The 17329-nt window shown below is 71.5% G+C and carries 16 protein-coding genes; 7 read left to right on the top strand and 9 right to left on the bottom strand.

Translation table 11 applies throughout. The features are described from left to right. The first annotated feature begins 29 nt into the window (after positions 1–29). The 3 genes from ACZ60Q_RS11625 to ACZ60Q_RS11635 are packed head-to-tail and all read left to right on the top strand — an operon-like array spanning position 30 to position 3392. Complete coding sequence (locus tag ACZ60Q_RS11625) at positions 30–698, top strand: succinate dehydrogenase (protein ID WP_469632730.1); 669 nt, start codon at positions 30–32, stop codon at positions 696–698. Position 699: 1 nt separating this feature from the next. Further along, on the top strand, positions 700–2649 hold the full coding sequence (locus tag ACZ60Q_RS11630; protein WP_469631846.1) for a fumarate reductase/succinate dehydrogenase flavoprotein subunit: 1950 nt from the start codon (positions 700–702) through the stop codon (positions 2647–2649). Further along, the gene (locus ACZ60Q_RS11635; protein ID WP_469631848.1) at positions 2646–3392 is read left to right on the top strand and encodes a succinate dehydrogenase/fumarate reductase iron-sulfur subunit; all 747 of its coding nucleotides are present in this window, start codon (positions 2646–2648) and stop codon (positions 3390–3392) included. Before ACZ60Q_RS11630 ends, ACZ60Q_RS11635 begins: the two co-directional genes overlap by 4 nt. A gap of 87 nt (positions 3393–3479) precedes the next feature. On the opposite strand, the gene uvrA is transcribed toward ACZ60Q_RS11635, so the two are convergent. From uvrA to ACZ60Q_RS11650, 3 genes are all read right to left on the bottom strand, one after another. After that, positions 3480–5894 (bottom strand): excinuclease ABC subunit UvrA, encoded by a 2415-nt coding sequence (uvrA, locus tag ACZ60Q_RS11640; RefSeq protein WP_469631851.1) that lies wholly within the window; start codon positions 5892–5894, stop codon positions 3480–3482. 104 nt (positions 5895–5998) lie between these two features. Continuing rightward, positions 5999–6433 carry a nuclear transport factor 2 family protein gene (locus ACZ60Q_RS11645; protein ID WP_469631852.1) on the bottom strand — a complete coding sequence of 145 codons (435 nt, stop codon included), beginning with the start codon at positions 6431–6433 and terminating at the stop codon, positions 5999–6001. 40 nt (positions 6434–6473) lie between these two features. Beyond that, on the bottom strand, positions 6474–7526 hold the full coding sequence (locus ACZ60Q_RS11650; RefSeq protein ID WP_469631855.1) for an MsnO8 family LLM class oxidoreductase: 1053 nt from the start codon (positions 7524–7526) through the stop codon (positions 6474–6476). Positions 7527–7595: 69 nt separating this feature from the next. Between ACZ60Q_RS11650 and ACZ60Q_RS11655 the strand changes: the two genes are divergently transcribed. Then, positions 7596–8084, top strand: coding sequence for a phosphatase domain-containing protein (locus ACZ60Q_RS11655; protein ID WP_469631857.1), 489 nt, complete (start codon positions 7596–7598; stop codon positions 8082–8084). On the opposite strand, the gene ACZ60Q_RS11660 is transcribed toward ACZ60Q_RS11655, so the two are convergent. Next, positions 8085–8300, bottom strand: coding sequence for a dodecin (locus ACZ60Q_RS11660; RefSeq protein WP_469631860.1), 216 nt, complete (start codon positions 8298–8300; stop codon positions 8085–8087). A gap of 203 nt (positions 8301–8503) precedes the next feature. Between ACZ60Q_RS11660 and ACZ60Q_RS11665 the strand changes: the two genes are divergently transcribed. Further along, positions 8504–9760 (top strand): extracellular solute-binding protein, encoded by a 1257-nt coding sequence (locus ACZ60Q_RS11665; protein ID WP_469631863.1) that lies wholly within the window; start codon positions 8504–8506, stop codon positions 9758–9760. Between the two features lie 291 nt (positions 9761–10051). Here ACZ60Q_RS11665 and egtD read toward each other — a convergent pair whose 3' ends face one another. Genes egtD through egtA form a run of 4 tightly spaced genes read right to left on the bottom strand, consistent with a single transcriptional unit; the run spans position 10052 to position 14629 of the window. Next, positions 10052–11014, bottom strand: coding sequence for an L-histidine N(alpha)-methyltransferase (gene egtD, locus ACZ60Q_RS11670; RefSeq protein ID WP_469631866.1), 963 nt, complete (start codon positions 11012–11014; stop codon positions 10052–10054). After that, the gene (gene egtC, locus ACZ60Q_RS11675; protein ID WP_469631868.1) at positions 11011–11766 is read right to left on the bottom strand and encodes an ergothioneine biosynthesis protein EgtC; all 756 of its coding nucleotides are present in this window, start codon (positions 11764–11766) and stop codon (positions 11011–11013) included. Before egtC ends, egtD begins: the two co-directional genes overlap by 4 nt. Continuing rightward, entirely contained in the window at positions 11766–13169 is a 1404-nt protein-coding gene (gene egtB, locus ACZ60Q_RS11680; protein ID WP_469631871.1) for an ergothioneine biosynthesis protein EgtB, read from the bottom strand. Before egtB ends, egtC begins: the two co-directional genes overlap by 1 nt. Beyond that, complete coding sequence (egtA, locus tag ACZ60Q_RS11685) at positions 13166–14629, bottom strand: ergothioneine biosynthesis glutamate--cysteine ligase EgtA (RefSeq protein ID WP_469631873.1); 1464 nt, start codon at positions 14627–14629, stop codon at positions 13166–13168. The genes egtB and egtA overlap by 4 nt, the downstream gene beginning before the upstream one ends. Before the next feature lie 146 nt (positions 14630–14775). On the opposite strand from egtA, the gene ACZ60Q_RS11690 reads away from it, so the two are divergent. Next, positions 14776–15597: a TIGR02452 family protein gene (locus ACZ60Q_RS11690; RefSeq protein WP_469631876.1), complete on the top strand. Its 822-nt coding sequence runs from the start codon at positions 14776–14778 to the stop codon at positions 15595–15597. 61 nt (positions 15598–15658) lie between these two features. Here ACZ60Q_RS11690 and ACZ60Q_RS11695 read toward each other — a convergent pair whose 3' ends face one another. Beyond that, positions 15659–16126, bottom strand: coding sequence for a type II toxin-antitoxin system PemK/MazF family toxin (locus ACZ60Q_RS11695; RefSeq protein WP_469631878.1), 468 nt, complete (start codon positions 16124–16126; stop codon positions 15659–15661). Positions 16127–16271: 145 nt separating this feature from the next. Here ACZ60Q_RS11695 and ACZ60Q_RS11700 point away from each other — a divergent pair, with 145 nt between their 5' ends. Next, positions 16272–17294, top strand: a complete 1023-nt coding sequence (locus ACZ60Q_RS11700; protein ID WP_469631881.1) for a LacI family DNA-binding transcriptional regulator — start codon at positions 16272–16274, stop codon at positions 17292–17294. Positions 17295–17329: the final 35 nt, after the last annotated feature.

Here is a 17329-nt window from a genome sequence, read left to right on the forward strand (position 1 = left end):
TGGCAACGCGGACGGACCGACGGCCGTCGATGACGCGTACGCTCTGGGACTCGACCGTCGGCAAGAAGACGATCATGGCCGTGACCGGTCTGGTCATGCTCGGATATCTCGTCGCCCACATGGTGGGCAACCTGAAGATCTTCTTCGGACCCGGAGAGTTCGACGGGTACGCACACTGGCTGCGCACCATGGGCGAACCGGTACTGCACGACGAGTGGGCACTGTGGCTCGTCCGGGTGGGGCTGGTCGTGGCCGTCGTGCTGCACGGCGTCTCGGCGTACCAGCTGAGCCGGCGCGGCATCAGGGCGCGCCCGGCCACGTACGTCCACAAGAGGCCCCGGGCGAGCTACGCCACCCGGACCATGCGCTGGGGCGGGATCATCCTCGCGCTCTTCATCGTCTGGCACATCCTCGACCTGACGACCGGTACCGTGCACACCGGCTTCGAGGCCGGGCGCCCCTACCAGAACGTCATCGACACCTTCTCGACCTGGTACGGAAACGTCATCTACATCGTCGCCGTGCTCGCCATGGGCCTGCACGTCCAGCACGGCTTCTGGAGCGCCGCGCAGACCCTGGGCGTCGGCAACGCGACCCGTGACCGCATCCTGAAGACCCTCGCCAACCTCCTCGCGGCAGTGCTGACAGTGGGCTTCATCTCCGTACCCGTCGCCGTCATGACCGGAGTGGTGAGCTGACATGCCCGACTACACGCAGTACCGCACGGGCGAGCCCGTGGCCGACACGAAGGCCCCCGACGGCCCCGTCGCCGAACGCTGGGACACCCGCCGCTTCCAAGCGAAGCTCGTGAACCCCGCCAACCGCCGCAAACACACCGTCATCGTCGTCGGCACCGGGCTGGCCGGCGGAGCGGCCGGCGCCACACTCGCCGAACAGGGCTACCACGTCGTCCAGTTCTGCTTCCAGGACTCACCCCGGCGCGCCCACTCGGTGGCCGCCCAAGGTGGCATCAACGCCGCGAAGAACTACCGCAACGACGGCGACTCCATCCACCGGCTGTTCTACGACACCGTCAAGGGCGGCGACTTCCGCGCCCGGGAGTCCAACGTGCACCGGCTCGCGCAGATCTCCGTCGAGATCATCGACCAGTGTGTCGCCCAGGGCGTCCCCTTCGCCCGTGAGTACGGCGGTCTGCTCGACAACCGCTCCTTCGGCGGCGTCCAGGTCTCCCGTACGTTCTACGCGCGCGGCCAGACCGGACAGCAGCTCCTCCTCGGCGCGTACCAGGCGCTGTCCCGGCAGATCGCATCGGGCGGCGTCGAACTCCACGCCCGTACCGAGATGCTGGACCTGATCGTGGTCGACGGCAAGGCGCGCGGCATCGTCGCCCGTGACCTGGTCACCGGGAAGATCGACACCTACTTCGCCGACGCGGTCGTCCTGGCCACCGGCGGCTACGGCAACGTCTTCTACCTGTCGACCAACGCCATGAACTCCAACGCCACCGCGATCTGGCGGGCACACCGGCGCGGCGCGTACTTCGCCAACCCCTGCTTCACCCAGATCCACCCGACCTGCATTCCGCGCACCGGAGACCACCAGTCCAAGCTCACGCTGATGAGCGAGTCGCTGCGTAACGACGGCCGCATCTGGGTCCCCCGGGCCAAGGGCGACGACCGCCCGCCCAACAAGATCCCCGAGGACGAGCGCGACTACTACCTGGAGCGGATCTACCCCGCCTTCGGGAACCTGGTGCCCCGCGACATCGCCTCCCGCGCCGCCAAGAACGTCTGTGACGAGGGGCGCGGCGTCGGCCCCGGCGGACAGGGCGTCTACCTGGACTTCGCCGAGGCCATCGGCCGGATGGGCCGCAAGGCCGTCGAAGCCAAGTACGGCAACCTCTTCGACATGTACCAGCGGATCACCGACGAGGACCCCTACACGGTCCCCATGCGGATCTATCCCGCCGTGCACTACACCATGGGCGGCCTCTGGGTCGACTACGACCTCCGGACCACCGTCCCCGGCCTCTTCGCCATCGGCGAGGCGAACTTCTCCGACCACGGGGCCAACCGGCTCGGGGCCTCCGCCCTCATGCAGGGTCTCGCCGACGGCTACTTCGTCCTGCCCTCCACGATCAACGACTACCTCGCACGCAACCCGCACACCGACACCGTGGACGAGGGGCACCCCGCCGTCGCGGAGGCCGTGGCGGAGACCGAGGACCGCATCAACCTGCTGCTCTCCGTCGACGGCGACCGCACCCCCGACTCCTTCCACCGCGAGATCGGTGAACTCATGTGGGAGTACTGCGGGATGGCCCGCACCGAGGACGGTCTGCGCAGGGCGCTCGCGAAGATCCCGGAGATCCGCGAGGAGTTCTGGCGCCGCGTCAAGGTTGCCGGCACCGGCGAACAGTTCAACCAGTCGCTGGAGAAGGCGAACCGCATCGTCGACTACCTGGAGCTCGCCGAGCTCATGTGCCTCGACGCCCTGCACCGCGCCGAGTCCTGCGGCGGCCACTTCCGCACGGAGTCCCAGACCCCGGACGGCGAGGCCGAACGGCGCGACGAGGAGTTCTCCTACGCCGCCGCCTGGGAGTTCACCGCCACCGGCGACGCCCCCGTCCTGCACAAGGAAGACCTCGTCTTCGCCTACGTCCACCCCACCCAGCGGAGCTACGCATGAAGCTCACCCTGCGCGTCTGGCGCCAGCGAGACGCCGATACGCCCGGCGCCATGGCCACCTATGAAGTCGCCGACATCTCCGCCGACATGTCGTTCCTGGAGATGCTCGACACCCTCAACGAGGAACTCACCCTCGCCGGGGACGAGCCCGTCGCCTTCGACCACGACTGCCGTGAGGGCATCTGCGGCGCGTGCAGCCTCGTCATCAACGGCGACGCCCACGGCCCGGAACGCACCACCACCTGCCAGCTCCACATGCGGTCCTTCGCCGACGGCGACACGATCGACATCGAGCCCTGGCGGGCCTCCGCCTTCCCGGTCGTCAAGGACCTGGTCGTGGACCGCTCCTCGTTCGACCGGATCATCCAGTCCGGCGGCTACATCTCCGCCGCCACCGGCACCGCCCCGGACGCCCACGCCACCCCGGTGCCCAAGCCGGACGCCGACTTCGCCTTCGAGCACGCCGAGTGCATCGGCTGCGGAGCCTGCGTCGCCGCCTGCCCGAACGGCTCGGCGACGCTGTTCACCTCGGCGAAGGTCAACCACCTGGGCGTCCTGCCGCAGGGCGCACCCGAACGCGAGACCCGTGTCCTGGACATGGTGGCCCAGATGGACGCCGAGGGCTTCGGCGGCTGCACCTTGACCGGCGAGTGCGCCACGGCCTGCCCCAAGGGCATCCCGCTGCCCTCGATCGCCGCGATGAACAAGGAGTGGCTGCGGGCGACCCGCAAGGTCCGCCGCTGACACGAAGGTGAACCTCCCGCGGCCCCGGAGCCCCGAGCCCGGGGCCGCAACAGGATCACGGCGGTCCGGGATCGGAGCCCGTACGGGTCAGCGCCGCAGCGCCCTCGCCAGATACGGCGCCGTACGGCTCCCGGCTCCACCCGCCACCTCCGCCGGGGTGCCGGACGCGACGATCAGGCCGCCCCGCCCGCCGCCCTCGGGACCCAGGTCGATGACATGGTCCGCGCCCGCCACCACGGCCATGTCGTGCTCCACGACCACCACCGTGCTCCCGGCGTCGACCAGGGAGTGCAACTGCCGCATCAGCACCTCCACATCGGCCGGATGCAGTCCCGTCGTCGGCTCGTCCAGCAGATACAGCGTGTGCCCGCGCCGAGTGCGCTGGAGTTCGGCGGCCAGTTTGATGCGCTGCGCCTCGCCGCCGGACAGCTCCGTGGCGGGCTGTCCGAGCCGAAGATATCCGAGGCCCACGTCCAGCAGGGTGGCCAGCGCGCGCTCGGCGGCCGGCGTTCCGGCGAAGAAGGACGCCGCCGACTCCACGGTCAGATCCAGGACCTGGGCGATCGTCAGCCCGTTCAGGGCGACGTCCAGGGTCTGGGGGTTGTACCGTGCGCCGTGGCAGTCGGGGCAGGGCGTGTACGTGCTCGGAAGGAACAGCAGCTCCACCGAGACGAAGCCCTCGCCCTGGCACGTCCCGCACCGCCCGCCGCTCACGTTGAACGAGAACCGCCCCGCCGTGTACCCCCGCTCCCGTGCCGTCCCCGTCTGCGCGAAGAGCTTCCGTACGGCGTCGAACAGGCCGGTGTACGTCGCCAGATTGGACCGGGGCGTACGGCCGATGGGCTTCTGGTCGACCTGGACGAGCCGGTCCACCTCCTCCAGACCGGTGGCCGCCGCGCAGTACCGCTCATCCGGACCGGGCTCCTCGCCCGCCCGGCGGTCCGCCAGCACCCCGGCGAGCACCTGCCCGACCAGGGTCGACTTGCCCGAGCCGGAGACCCCGGTCACCGCCGTGAACACCCCGAGCGGGAACGCCGCGTCGACGCCCCGCACATTGTGCCGCTCCACGCCGGAGAGCCGGATCCACCCGGTCGGTGTGCGCGGCTCCCGAACCGGCGCGGGCCCCTCCTCGAACAGAAACCGCCGCGTCGCCGACTCCGGTACCTGGGCGAGCCCTTCGGGCGGCCCGCTGTGCAGCACCCGCCCGCCGTGCTCCCCCGCCAGCGGGCCGACGTCCACCAGCCAGTCCGCCCGCCGCACCACGTCCATCTGGTGCTCCACCACGAAGACCGAGTTCCCGGCCTCCTTCAGCCGGCCCAGCACCCCGAGCAGCGCCTCGGTGTCCGCCGGGTGCAGCCCGGCCGACGGCTCGTCCAGGACGTAGACCACGCCGAAGAGCCCCGACCGCAACTGCGTTGCCAGTCGCAGTCGTTGCAGCTCACCGGAGGACAGTGTCGGGGCCGTCCGGTCCAGGCTCAGATAGCCGAGCCCCAGCTCCGTCACCGTCCCGATCCGGGCCAGTAGATCGCCCGTCAGCACCCGGGCGGTCTCCTCGCCCCCCGCTCCCGCCCCGGACAGCACCTCGGCCAGCGCGGACAACGGCAGCCCGGCCAGCTCCGCGATGGTCCGCCCGGCGAAGGTCACCGCCATCGCCTCCGGCCGCAGCCGGCTCCCGCCGCACACCGGGCACGGGGCACTGGTCAGGAAGCGCTCCGCCTTCGCCCGCAGGGCCCGGCTCCTGGTGTCGGCGAAGGTGTGCAGCACATAGCGCCGCGCGCTCATGTACGTTCCCTGGTACGGGCGTTGGATCCGCCCCGCGTCCCGTACCGGATGCACCGTCACCACCGGCTGCTCGTCGGTGAACAGGATCCACTCCCGGTCCTTCCCGGGCAGCTCGCGCCACGGCCGGTCGACGTCGTACCCGAGCGCGTCCAGCACATCCCGCAGATTCTTCCCCTGCCAGGCCCCCGGCCAGGCGGCGATCGCGCCCTCCCGGATCGACAGCGAGGGATCCGGGACGAGCAGCTCCTCGTCCGTCCGGTGGATCCGCCCGAGCCCGTGGCACTCCGGGCACGCGCCGACGGCGGTGTTGGGGGAGAAGGAGTCGGAGTCCAGCCGCTCGGCCCCCGGCGGATAGTGGCCCGCACGCGAGAAGAGCATGCGCAGCGAGTTGGAGAGCGTTGTCACCGTCCCGACCGACGACCGGGCCCCCGGGGCGGAACGCCGCTGCTCCAGCGAGACGGCGGGCGGCAGCCCGGTGATCTCCCCGACGGCGGGCGCGCCCACCTGATGGATCAGCCGCCGGGCGTAGGGGGCCACGGACTCGAAGTAGCGGCGCTGGGCCTCCGCGTAGATGGTCCCGAAGGCGAGCGAGGACTTCCCGGATCCCGACACGCCCGTGAACACGGTCAGGGTGTCGCGTGGGATGTCGACCCGGACGTTCTTGAGATTGTGCTCGCGGGCGCCGCGCACGCGGACGTACGGATCGTGGGGGGAGTGCATGGGGCTCGGCTCCGTACGGGTGGGGTTCTGACGCCTGGCAGGACAAACAGTCCGATTCTAGGCGTCGGCGCCGGTGGAGGGCCCCCGGGATCAGGCAGCGCGCCTCAAGGTGTGCAGGCGCGGGCGACGGCCTCGGTGTCCCAGGAGAACGGCCGTACCTCGGTGATCCGGCCGTCCCGGACGGTGAGGGTCTGCAGGATGGGGAACGTCAGCTCCCGCGCGGTCGCCCGGGACACGGCGCGGACGGCCGTGCGCACCACCGAGGTCTCCCCGGTGGCCAGAAAGTCCTGTTCCACCAGGTCGAACACGGACCAGGTGTCGCTCATCACCCGGAAGAACCGCTCCAGGCCGGGATGCCCGCGCCAGACTCCGCCGTACGGGAGCCCCGCCGCCTGACGCAGGACCACATCGGGGGCGAAGCAGGGCGCCAGGAGGCCGAAGGAGGCCGTGCCCGGGCCGCCGACCGCCAGATAGCGTGCTTCGGCCGTGTACATGGCGGTGAGGACCGCCCGGGAGTCCGTCGTCGGAGAGTGCGTCATGTCTCCCAGCGTTCCCGGTCCTCGAGGTCGGGTCCGGCGGCTATCGGACGTCGAGGCTCCGCCGCGGAGCCCGTCCGTCGTCCAGGTCCCGGGGCCGGACGATCCGGGAGAGCCGCCGCAGCGAGTCCACCAGACCCTCCCGGTCGTACGTACTGGTCGTGACGAGCACCTCGTCCGCCCCGGTCTCCTCGATCGCCCGCTCCAGCTGCCCGGCCACCTGGTCCTCGGTGCCGTGGATATGGCCCTTGAGTCCCCGCTCGTACAGCGTCCGCTCCTTGGCCGTCATGGCGAGGGCATCGACGCGTTCGGCCGGGGCCAGCGGCGGAAATTCTCCGTGCGTACGGGAGTACGCCAAGGCCCACGCCTCCGGCACGAGCAGTCGGCGGGCCGCCTCCTCGGTGCCGGCGACGGCCACCGTGCCCGCGACGATCACCTCGGGCAGTTCGGCGCGGGCGGAGGGGCGGAAGTCTCGGCGGTAGACCTCGACGGCGCGCAGCACCTTCTCCCGGCCGCGCAGATCGCCGATGACGAGGGGGAGCCCGGCGGCGGCGGCGACCGACGCGCCCTCCCCGACGGCCAGGACGTACGCGGGGACGCGCAGGCCCCGTGCCGGTTGGGCGTGCACCCCGGGGTGGGCCTGCTGGGTGCCGTCGATCCAGCCGAGCAGTTCGGCGAGCCGTCCGGGGAAGTCCTCGGCATCCTCCTTGCCGTGGCCGAGCGCCCGGCGGACGCCGTCGGTGAACCCGACGGAGCGCCCGAGCCCCATGTCGATCCGGCCGGGAAAGAGGGAGGCGAGCACTCCGAACTGCTCGGCGACGACCAGTGGCCGGTGGTTGGGCAGCATCACTCCTCCGGTGCCGACCCGGATGGTGGAGGTCGCGGCGGCGACGGCGGCGGCCAGCACCGTCGGCGCGGACCCCGCGACCCCCGGCACGGCGTGGTGTTCGGAGACCCAGAAACGGTGGAAGCCGAGTGCCTCCGTCTCCCGGGCGAGGTCGACGGTGTCGCGCAGCGCCCGGGAGGCGTCGTGCCCCTCACGGGTGCGGGAACGGTCCAGGAAGGAGAAACGGGTCGAGGCGATCACAGAGCTCACGCCCTCTTCAACACCGCGGCTCCCCCAGGATTCCCGCCCGCCGGCCGACGGGCTTTCTAAGCTGGGGGAGTGGACAACGACACACGGCCGCTGGCCGTATTCGACCTGGACGGCACGCTCGCGGACACCGCCCACCGGCAGCACTTCCTGGAGGGCCCGAAGCGCGACTGGTCCGGCTTCTTCGCCGCGGCAGTGGAGGACCCGCCGCTGGCGGAGGGCGTACGGATGGTGCTCGCGAGCGCCGAGGAGTGCCGAATCGTCTACCTGACCGGACGACCCGAACGGTGCCGTCGTGACACCGTGCGCTGGCTGAGCAGTCAGGGACTGCCCGAGGGCACCCTGTTCATGCGGAGCAACGACGACCGGCGCCCGGCACGCCGGACGAAGCTGGATATCCTCCGGCGGCTGGGGCGGAAGGAGCAGGTACGCATGCTCGTGGACGACGACGAGCTGGTCTGCGACGCGGCCCAGGTGGCCGGATTTGCTGTGGTGAGGGCCCGGTGGGCCGACCCGTCGGCAGCGTTGAAGGATGCCCAGGAACGCGAGGGGCGTACCTGATCAGGTGCTTCCGTCAAGCCGGAAGCCCACCTTCAGGCCGACCTGATAGTGCGCGATTCGGCCATCTTTGATATGCCCCCGAACTTGATTAATCTCGAACCAATCGAGATTGTGCAACGTTTCCGCCGCTCTTGCGACGCCGTTCCGGATCGCCTCGTCCATGCTCTCCTCGGAGGTTCCTACGATCTCGGTGACCCGATAGGTGTGATTCGCCATTGTTTGTCTCCTCTCCTGTGACCACGTTGCCCCAATCCGAGGTCTCCCGCGAGGGGGAGGACGGGGCGAATCAGGATGAGCACCCGCCTTGACCTACTGAATGGTCCATACCAAAATTCAGCCAACCACCCGTGCGAGCGCCGCCCGCAATCCCCCCACACCGGGTCCCGATTTAGTTGTGCCGTTTCGCAGAAGGTGACCACGTGAAGAACCGCATACTGACCGGAGCCATCGCGCTTGTCTCATCCGTCGCACTCGGCGGATGCGGCCTCATACCGGGCTCGGGCAGCGGTGACCGCACGGTGACGGTCTGGCTGATGAAGGACAGCGTCTCACCCGGCTTCCTGGACAAGTTCACCCGCTCGTACGAGGAGGAGAACCCCTCGATCGAGCTGGACTTCAAAATCCAGGAGTGGGGCGGCATCGGCCCCAAGGTTCTCTCCGCGCTGGACGGCGACGACGCCCCTGACGTGATCGAGGTCGGGAACACCCAGGTCGCGCAGTACGCGGAGAGCGGCGGCCTGCGCGATCTGACACTCGAATCGATGCGCGATCTGGGCAGCGAGGACTGGCTGCCCGGCCTCGCCCAGCCCGGCAGCATCAACGGTGTGCAGTACGGCATCCCCTGGTACGCGGCCAACCGGGTGGTGATCTACAACAAGGAGATCTTCGAGGAGGCGGACATCGACTCCGTCCCGAAGACGCGCGACGAGTGGATCGCCGCCACCGAGAAGCTCAACAGAGCGGGCAACCAGGGCATTTACCTTGCCGGTCAGAACTGGTACGTGCTCGCCGGCTTCATCTGGGACGAGGGCGGCGAACTCGCCGACGAGAACGGCGGCGACTGGCAGGGCGCTCTGGACACCCCGGAGGCGCTGGCGGGCATGGAGTTCTACCAGGAGCTCCAGGCGCTCGGCGACGGACCCACGGACGCCGACGAGGAGAAGCCCCCGCAGACCGACGTCTTCGCCAAGGGCGACGTCGCCCAGATCATCTCGACTCCGGGCAGTGCCGCGCTCATCGAGCAGAAGAATCCCGAACTCAAGGGAAAACTCGGCTACTTCCCCATCCCCGGCAAGTCCTCGAAGGCCCCCGGCTCGGTATTCACCGGCGGCTCCGACCTCATCGTCCCGAAGAAGGCCGACGAGCGAACCGCCGGCATCGCCGTCGTCAAGGCGCTGGCGGGCGAGAAGTGGCAGGCGGAGCTCGCCCGTGGCATGAGCTACGTCCCCAACAAGCCGAGCCTCGCCCATGTCATCGAGGGCGACGAGGGCACCGCGGCGATGGCGGAAGGCGCCACCCGCGGCCGCGCCACCCCCAACTCGCCCCAGTGGGCCAGGGTCGAGGCGGAGAACCCGATCAAGCCCTACATGACGGCCGTGCTCGAGGGCGGGGACCCGGCCCGCGAGGCCAGGACCGCCTCCGAGCGCATCACCGCCATGCTCGCCGGCAGCGGCTGATCCCTCCCGGACGGAGTCCCGGGGTGCGACGTCCCGGACATGGCGTCCTGGGGGGAGATGGTGTCGCGGGGTACACGGCGTCCCTGGGGATGCAACCGTCGCACATCCTCGCCCCCCACGGCGGTCACCTCGAATCCAGCCGGTGACGGAAGAAGTGAGGGGCCGGGCTGTCGCACCCCGCGACAGCCCGGCAGCGTCCTTCGCCTCTTCCGCCCCCGGAGACCGCCGCCGCACCCTGGCCCGCAGAGTTCGAGCGGCCGTCCTCGAACCCGGAGACCCTCTCCGGTCCCGTCAGACCACCGCTGCCAGCGACAGGGCGAACCGGCCCGCCGAGTCCGTCCACCACTGAGTCAGCCGCATACCGGCGGTGGCCAGCTCCTCGCGGACGTCCTCCTGCCGGAACTTCGCCGACACCTCCGTACGCAGTTCCTCACCGGCCTCGAACGGCACCACGAGGTCCAGCTCCCGGATCTTGACGTTCAGCGCCCGGCGGGCCCTCAGCCGCATCTCGATCCACCGGTCCCGCGGATTCCACACCGAGAGGTGATCGAAGTCGTCGAGCGGGAAATCGGCGCCCAGCTCACGGTTGACGACGTTCAGTACGTTCTTGTTGAAGGCCGCCGTCACCCCGGCCGCGTCGTCGTACGCGGCCACCAGCGTCTCCTCGTCCTTCACCAGGTCCGTGCCGAGGAGCAGCGCGTCGCCGGGCGAGAGCAGCGAGCGCACCGAACGCAGAAACGTCGCCCGCTCCTCCGGCAGCAGATTGCCGATCGTGCCCCCCAGAAACACCACCAGGCGGGGCCCCGGTGTCCCCGGCAGGGCCAGGCCGCCGGTGAAGTCCGCGATCAGCGCGTGGACGGACAGCCCCGGGTGCTCGGCGAGCAGCGACTCGGCCGCCCCCGTCAGCGCGCTCTCGCTCACGTCCACGGGGACGTAACTGTGCAACTCGGGGAGCGCGTCGAGCAGATGACGGGTCTTCTCGGACGACCCCGAGCCCAGCTCGATCACCGTCCGGGCGCCCGACGCCGCGGCGATCTCCCCGGCACGTGCGGAGAGGATCTCCCGCTCCGCGCGGGTCGGGTAGTACTCCGGCAGCCGGGTGATCTCCTCGAACAGCTCGCTGCCGCGGGCGTCGTAGAACCACTTCGGCGGCAGGGTCTTGGGACGCCGGGTCAGGCCGCTCAGGACGTCGGCGCGCAGCGCCGCGTCCGTCGCGTCCACCGGCAGGGTGCGGGTCAGCAGGAAGGGACTCACGCGGTGGGCTCCTTGAGCGGGGTGAGCAGGACCTCCGTGGAGGTCGCGACCAGCAGGGTGCGGTCGGGGACCTCGCGCCAGAGCGGGTCGTCGTCGTACGGCTCCGAGGCGACCGCGGTGCGGCGGCCCGGCGTCGTGAGGTACCAGAGGGTGTCGCCCCAGGCGGTCGCCGTGATGGTCTCCCCGTCGGTGAGGAGCAGATTCAGCCGGGAGCCGGGCGCGGCGGCAGCGACCTCGCGGACGGTCTCCGCGACGGCGCGCGGCACATCGTCCCCGGCGTCGGCCCGGTGGCGGATCAGCGCCCAGATCAGCGCCGAATCATTGCGGGCGGCCAGCGACAGGAGCCTCTCGGCCGGCAGGGTGGCGGCCACGTCGGCGAGTGAGCCGGGCCAGCCCCGCACCATTCCGTTGTGGCTGAACAACTGCCGCCCGCCGGTGTACGGCGCGGCCGCGGCCTCCCCGTCCGCACCCGCCTCGGTGGCATCCCGTACGGCGGCGAGCAGCGCGGTGCTGCGTACCACCCGGGCCAGATCGGTGAAGGTCTCGTCGCCCCATAGGGGACCCCTGCGGCGATAGCGTCCGGGCACCGGGTCCCCGTCCGCATACCAACCGACCCCAAAACCATCCGCGTTCACTGTGCCGTAACGCTGGAGGCGCGGCGCCCAGGACTGCCGCACCAATGCGTGCGGAGGTCGTAGGAGAATGTCGCCCAGCGCCACCGGCTCGCCCACGTAGGCGATGTGACGGCACATCAGATATCCCTTGCGGTGCGGAATCCGGAGAAGATCTGCCGTCTTGCCGGAAGGTCCCAGTTGCGGAAGGTGCCCCGGCAGGCGACCTCACCCACGGCGAACGAGCCGCCGCGCAGCACCTTGTGCCCCGGCCCGAAGAACACCTCCGAGTACTCGCGGTAGGGAAACGCCACGAACCCCGGATAGGGCAGGAAATCGCTGGAGGTCCACTCCCACACGTCGCCGATCAACTGCCCCGCCCCGGAGGGCGACCGTCCCGCCGGATACGCCCCGGACCGCGCCGGGCGCAGGTGGCGCTGCCCCAGGTTGGCACGCTCCGGCGTCGGGTCCTCGTCGCCCCACGGGTAGCGCCGGGAGCGGCCGGAGGCGGGATCGTGGCGGGCGGCCTTCTCCCACTCGCTCTCCGTGGGCAGCCGCCGCCCCGCCCAGCGGGCGTACGCGTCCGCCTCGTACCAGCTGACGTGCAGCACCGGCTCGTCCTCCGGAACCGGCTCGCTCACCCCGAACCGGCGGCGCAGCCACTGTCCCGCCTCCCGCCGCCAGAACAGCGGTGCGGACAGAACGTGTTCACGGACCATGGCCCAGCCCTCGGGTGCCCACCAGCGTTCGTTCCGGTACCCGCCGTCCTCGATGAAGCGGAGGTAGGCGCCACAGGTGACCGGCGAGGCGTCCAGGCGGAACGCCGCCACGTCGCACCGGTGCGCGGGCCGCTCGTTGTCCAGGGCCCACGGCTCGGTGGAGGTGCCCATCGTGAACGGGCCCCCGGGGATCAGGACGTCGTCCGGGAGCGACGTCGCATCGCCGGGCGGGGGCGGGGCGGGCGCGGTGAGCACCGCTGGCCCCGCGCGCAGCTGATGGGTGATCAACATCGTCTCGTCGTGCTGCTGTTCGTGCTGGGCGATCATGCCGAAGGCGAACCCGGCCCGCTCCAGCGGATGGCCGCCCTCGTGCAGCGGGGCGCCCTCCAGCAGGTCCAGAGCCCGCCCCCGTACGTCGGAGGCGTACGTCCTGGCCTCGGCGGGCGCCAGCAGCGGCAGCGAGGGGCGCGCGGCGCGCGAGTGCTCGAAGGCGTTGTACAGCCCGTCGATCTCCGGGCGCAGCGCCTCCCGGCCGCCCACCGCGCGCAGCAGCCACTGCTCCTCCTGGTTGCCGATGTGCGCCAGGTCCCAGACCAGCGGCGACATCAACGGTGAGTGCTGGGCGGTCAGTTCACCATCGTCCACACTGTCGGTGAGCAGCGCGGTGCGCTCGCGCGCGGACAGCAGGGCGTCGAGGGCCCGCCGCCGCAGTACCTCCGGATCGATGCCGGGCGCGACGGGGAAGCCGGTCGAGGCGGTGGAGGCCGCCGGATCGAAGGCGTCGGAATGCTCGCGATGCCGGGTGCCTTCACGGTGGCCGGTCATGCGGAGGCCGCCTTTCCGGGGCGTGGCGGGACCGGCGGGGCCGTCGGCAGGACCGTCGGCGGGCCGGAGACAAGGCCCTCACGACCGCGCGCCGCGGGCCGGTCGACAGGCCCGGCCGGCTCAGCGAGACCCGTCGGCGGGATGGGATCGGTCGACGGGCCCGGGCCGGTCAGCAGGCCCCAAAGGGTCAGGTCGCCGGGGTCCGGCAGGTCGTCGGCCGGACATCGGCCCCGGGCGACATAGCGGTCGGTGAAGGCGGCCACGCTGTCGCGCACCGCCCCGCTCGCCCCCATCCGCTCCAGCGCCGGGAGCGCCGCCTCGAAACAGACGGTGGCCGCCGCCCGCAACTCCGGATCGGCGAGTCCCTCACGGGCGGCCGTCGTCCAGAGCGGATTGCGTGGTGCGGCAGGTGCGCCCGCCGTCTCGGCCAGCGGCTTCACGACGCGGTACACGGTCTCGGCGGCCTGCGGATCGTCGAACAGGGCCGTGGCGACGGCGAGCGGCACCAGCCACCCGTCGGGCCCGCTCTGCGCGTCGATCATGCGCAGTTCGAGATGACCACGCGGCCGGATCGGCGGGAACATCGTGGTGAGGTGGTAGTCGAGATCGGCCCGCACCGGCGGCCGGGGCGAACCGGTACGGATCCACTCGCGGAAGGTGAGCCCTTCCGGCACGTCCCACGGGCCCGCCTCGCCCCGGATGCAGAGCACGGTCGTGTCCAGCACATGCGCGGCCCAGGCCTCGCGCGGGGCGTGCCCGGTGCCCGGCGCGAGGGTCCGGCCCGGGTCGAGGTCGGCCCACAGCGACTGCCGGGTGGAGCGCCAGCCGGTCCGGCGGCCCTGCTGGAACGGCGAATTCGCGAACGCGGCCACCAGGACCGCGCCCAGCAGGTGCGCGAGCTGCCAGCGCCGTCCGTAGCCGAGCGGTCCCGGCTCCTCCTCGCCCGCGTCCAGGCAGACCTGGACCGACGCGGAGGTGCACATCATCGCCCGCCCGGCCGGCCCCGCACGGTCCAGAACGGCCTCCATCGCCTCGTAGCGCGGCTCCCGCAGTCTGCGGCGGGGCGACTGCCACGGATCGACACCGAGCCCGACCGGAGCGAGCCCCGCCGCGCCGAGCGTGGCGCGGACCGCCGCCAGATCGGCCGCGGTGGTGTCGACGCACTCCATGAGAGAGCCCGCCGGCTGTGAGCTGAGCTCCAACTGCCCGCCCGGCTCGAACGTCAGCGCCGCGCTCAGCGGCAGCGCGCGAACCGCCTCGACGGCGCTGTCCAGCCGTTCCTGGCCGACCGGAAGGTCAGGCCGTTCCCGGTCGTGGACGAGCCATTCGAGTTCCACCCCGACGGTTCGAGGCGGGCCCGTCTTGAAACATATGCCGCGCAGCAAATCCTCTGCCCCGCTCTCGTCGAGGGGGACGGCGCCCGGGCGTGCGCCGGTCGCGCCGGAAATGTCCAAGCCCATGAGAGCCTCCTTCTCAGCCGCTTACCTACCAGCCAAACCCGTTCCCGGGGATCGCACAAGGGTGCCCCCGAGCCAAGGAAATCCGGTTGCGCCCAAGGCCGGGTACCCATCAGCATGCCCCGTATGCACCACATGGGGGAGCGCCGGTGAGCGCGCGGCTGCGCGGCATCGCGCGCGGGACGGAAGCGGTGGTCGAGGCCGGGAGGTATCGCAACGCGGCAGGTCAGGACGTGTCCATCGCACGGGCCGTGACCGCCGCACTGTCCGGCACCAGGCTCTACGGACCGGACCCGGTGCCCGTCGCCGCCCTGGACACCGACCGCACCCCGCACATCGAGGTCACCGGCGAGAGCAGCCTCGCCGCGGCCCGCCGCATGACCGGCGAGGCCCCCGGCCGGGTCGCCGTCCTCAGCTACGCCTCGGCCCGCAACCCCGGCGGCGGCTACCTCAACGGCGCGCAGGCCCAGGAAGAGGCACTGTGTCGCGGCTCGGCCCTCCACGCGACCCTGCTGCGCGCCCCCGAGTACTACGCGCACCACCGCACCGAACGCAGCGCCTTCTACACCGATCGGGTGATCCACTCGCCCGGGGTGCCGGTCTTCCGCGACGACCGCGGGGCGTTCCTGGACGCCCCGTACACCGTCGGATTCCTCACCTCGCCCGCGCCCAACGCCGGGGTGATCCAGCGGCAGACCCCCGAGGAGGCCCACCGCGTCCCGGCGGCACTGGCCTCCCGCGCCGAACGCGTGCTGGAGGTCGCGGCCGTACGGGGCTACCGCGGACTGGTCCTGGGGGCCTGGGGGTGCGGGGTCTTCCGCAACGACCCGGGTCAGGTGGCGGAGGCGTTCCGGGTGCTGCTCGGTGAGGGCGGCCGGTTCGGCGGCCACTTCGAGCGGATCGTCTTCGGGATCCTGGACCGTGACCCCGACTCCGCCGTCCGGGCCGCCTTCGCCCGGACCTTCACGTGACCCGGGGACCGGCGTCCGGACGGTGCCCGGCGGGCCGTACCACTGCCCGCAGCCTCGCCGCTCAGCTCCAGCCGTACCGCTCGCGCAGCCGCCCGGCGACCCGGTCGAACCGCTCCCGGTCCAGGGCGCACGCCTCCCGGCGCATGCCGTCCTCGTGGACCCGCAGCACCCGGTCGAGTCCTGCCCAGGACGGCCGCCCCGAGCTGTCCCAGGGGCCGGCGCCCAGCGCCACCCAATCGTTCTCCCGGTCGTGCTGCTTGCTGGACAGCTGGACGGCGAGCAGCGTGCCGGCCTCCTCGCGGGCCACGACGAGCACCGGCCGGTCCTTCCCACGCCCGTCGTTCTCCTCGAAAGGCACCCAGGTCCAGACGATCTCACCGGGGTCGGGATCGCCGTCTCGATCAGGGGCGTAGGAGGTACGCACGGAATCCACGTCGTCGGGATCGGCCTGCGTCGTGGCGGTCGGCCCACTGCTGCCGGGCACGTCAAAGGGGTTGTCGGAACGGTACGCGCTGTCGTGGAACGTCATCGCAACACCGTAGAACCTTCACCGCCCGATCCTGGGAGCGGGGCGTCGGGCCGGGGCCGCGGGGCGCCGTTCCGGCCACCGTGACCGGACCTGCGGGCCCCGGGCCGAAACCCGATCCCACGGGTCTGGAAGACTGCCCGACGCCATGAGCCAGTTACCCAAGCAGCCCGCCGAAGTCTCCGTTCCGACCAGCGCCGATGTCGCGCGCCTCGCCGGAGTGTCCCGGGCCACCGTGTCGTACGTACTGAACAACAACGCCACCGTCCGGATCAGCGAACCCACCCGACGCCGGGTCAGGGAGGCCTCACTCCAGCTCGGTTACGTTCCGCACGCGGCTGCCCGCAGCCTGCGCGCCGGACACAGCCGCATGGTCCTGCTGCCCTCCGGCCACATACCGGCGGGACCACTGCACCAGTACTTCTTCGAGGAACTCCAGTCCGGGCTGCGCCGCCTGGACTACACCGTCGTCCAGTACGGCAGCGTCGGTCTCACCGCCGACGAGGCGGCCACGGCGTGGGCCGAACTGCGGCCCGTCGCTGTCGTCGTACCACCGGGGATCGCCCTCACCCCGCACGGCACAGGCATCCTGACCCGCTCCGGCGCCAAGGCGGTGATCACCCTGGGCCCCGGCCCGGTGGCCGGAGCGCACGGCCTGGTCATGGACCAACGCCAGGTCGGCGCCAGCGCGGTGGAACACCTGCTCGCCCGCGGCCGTCGCCATATCGGCGTGGTCATGCCCCAGGAACCGGGCCGGGCGCCCTTCTCCGAACCCCGCCTCATCGGGGCACGTCGCGTCGCCGAACCGGCGGGGGCCCGCGTGTGCCCGCTCCCGCTGCGGTACGAGGAGGAGTCCGCGCACCAGTTGGCCGCCCGCTGGCCGGAACTGGGACTGGACGCGGTGTTCGCGTACGACGACGAGTACGCCATGCTGCTGATGCGGGCCCTCCAGGACGCGGGCGTGAACGTGCCCGCCGACACGGCGGTGATCGGCGCCGACGACTCCCTCATCGGAAGGCTGCTGCGTCCCCGGCTGAGCACCGTCCGGATGGAGCTCGCCATGCCGCAGCCGTTGGCCGAGACGATCGACCGCATGCTCCAGCACCCGGGCGGGCCACCGGTCCATCAGGACCTGCTCCGCACCAGCGCCGTGCACCGGGAATCCAGCTGACCGCCTCCGGTGCGACGACATGCGCGACGCGCGGC

It is taken from the genome of Streptomyces sp. NPDC104313 (assembly GCF_055583985.1).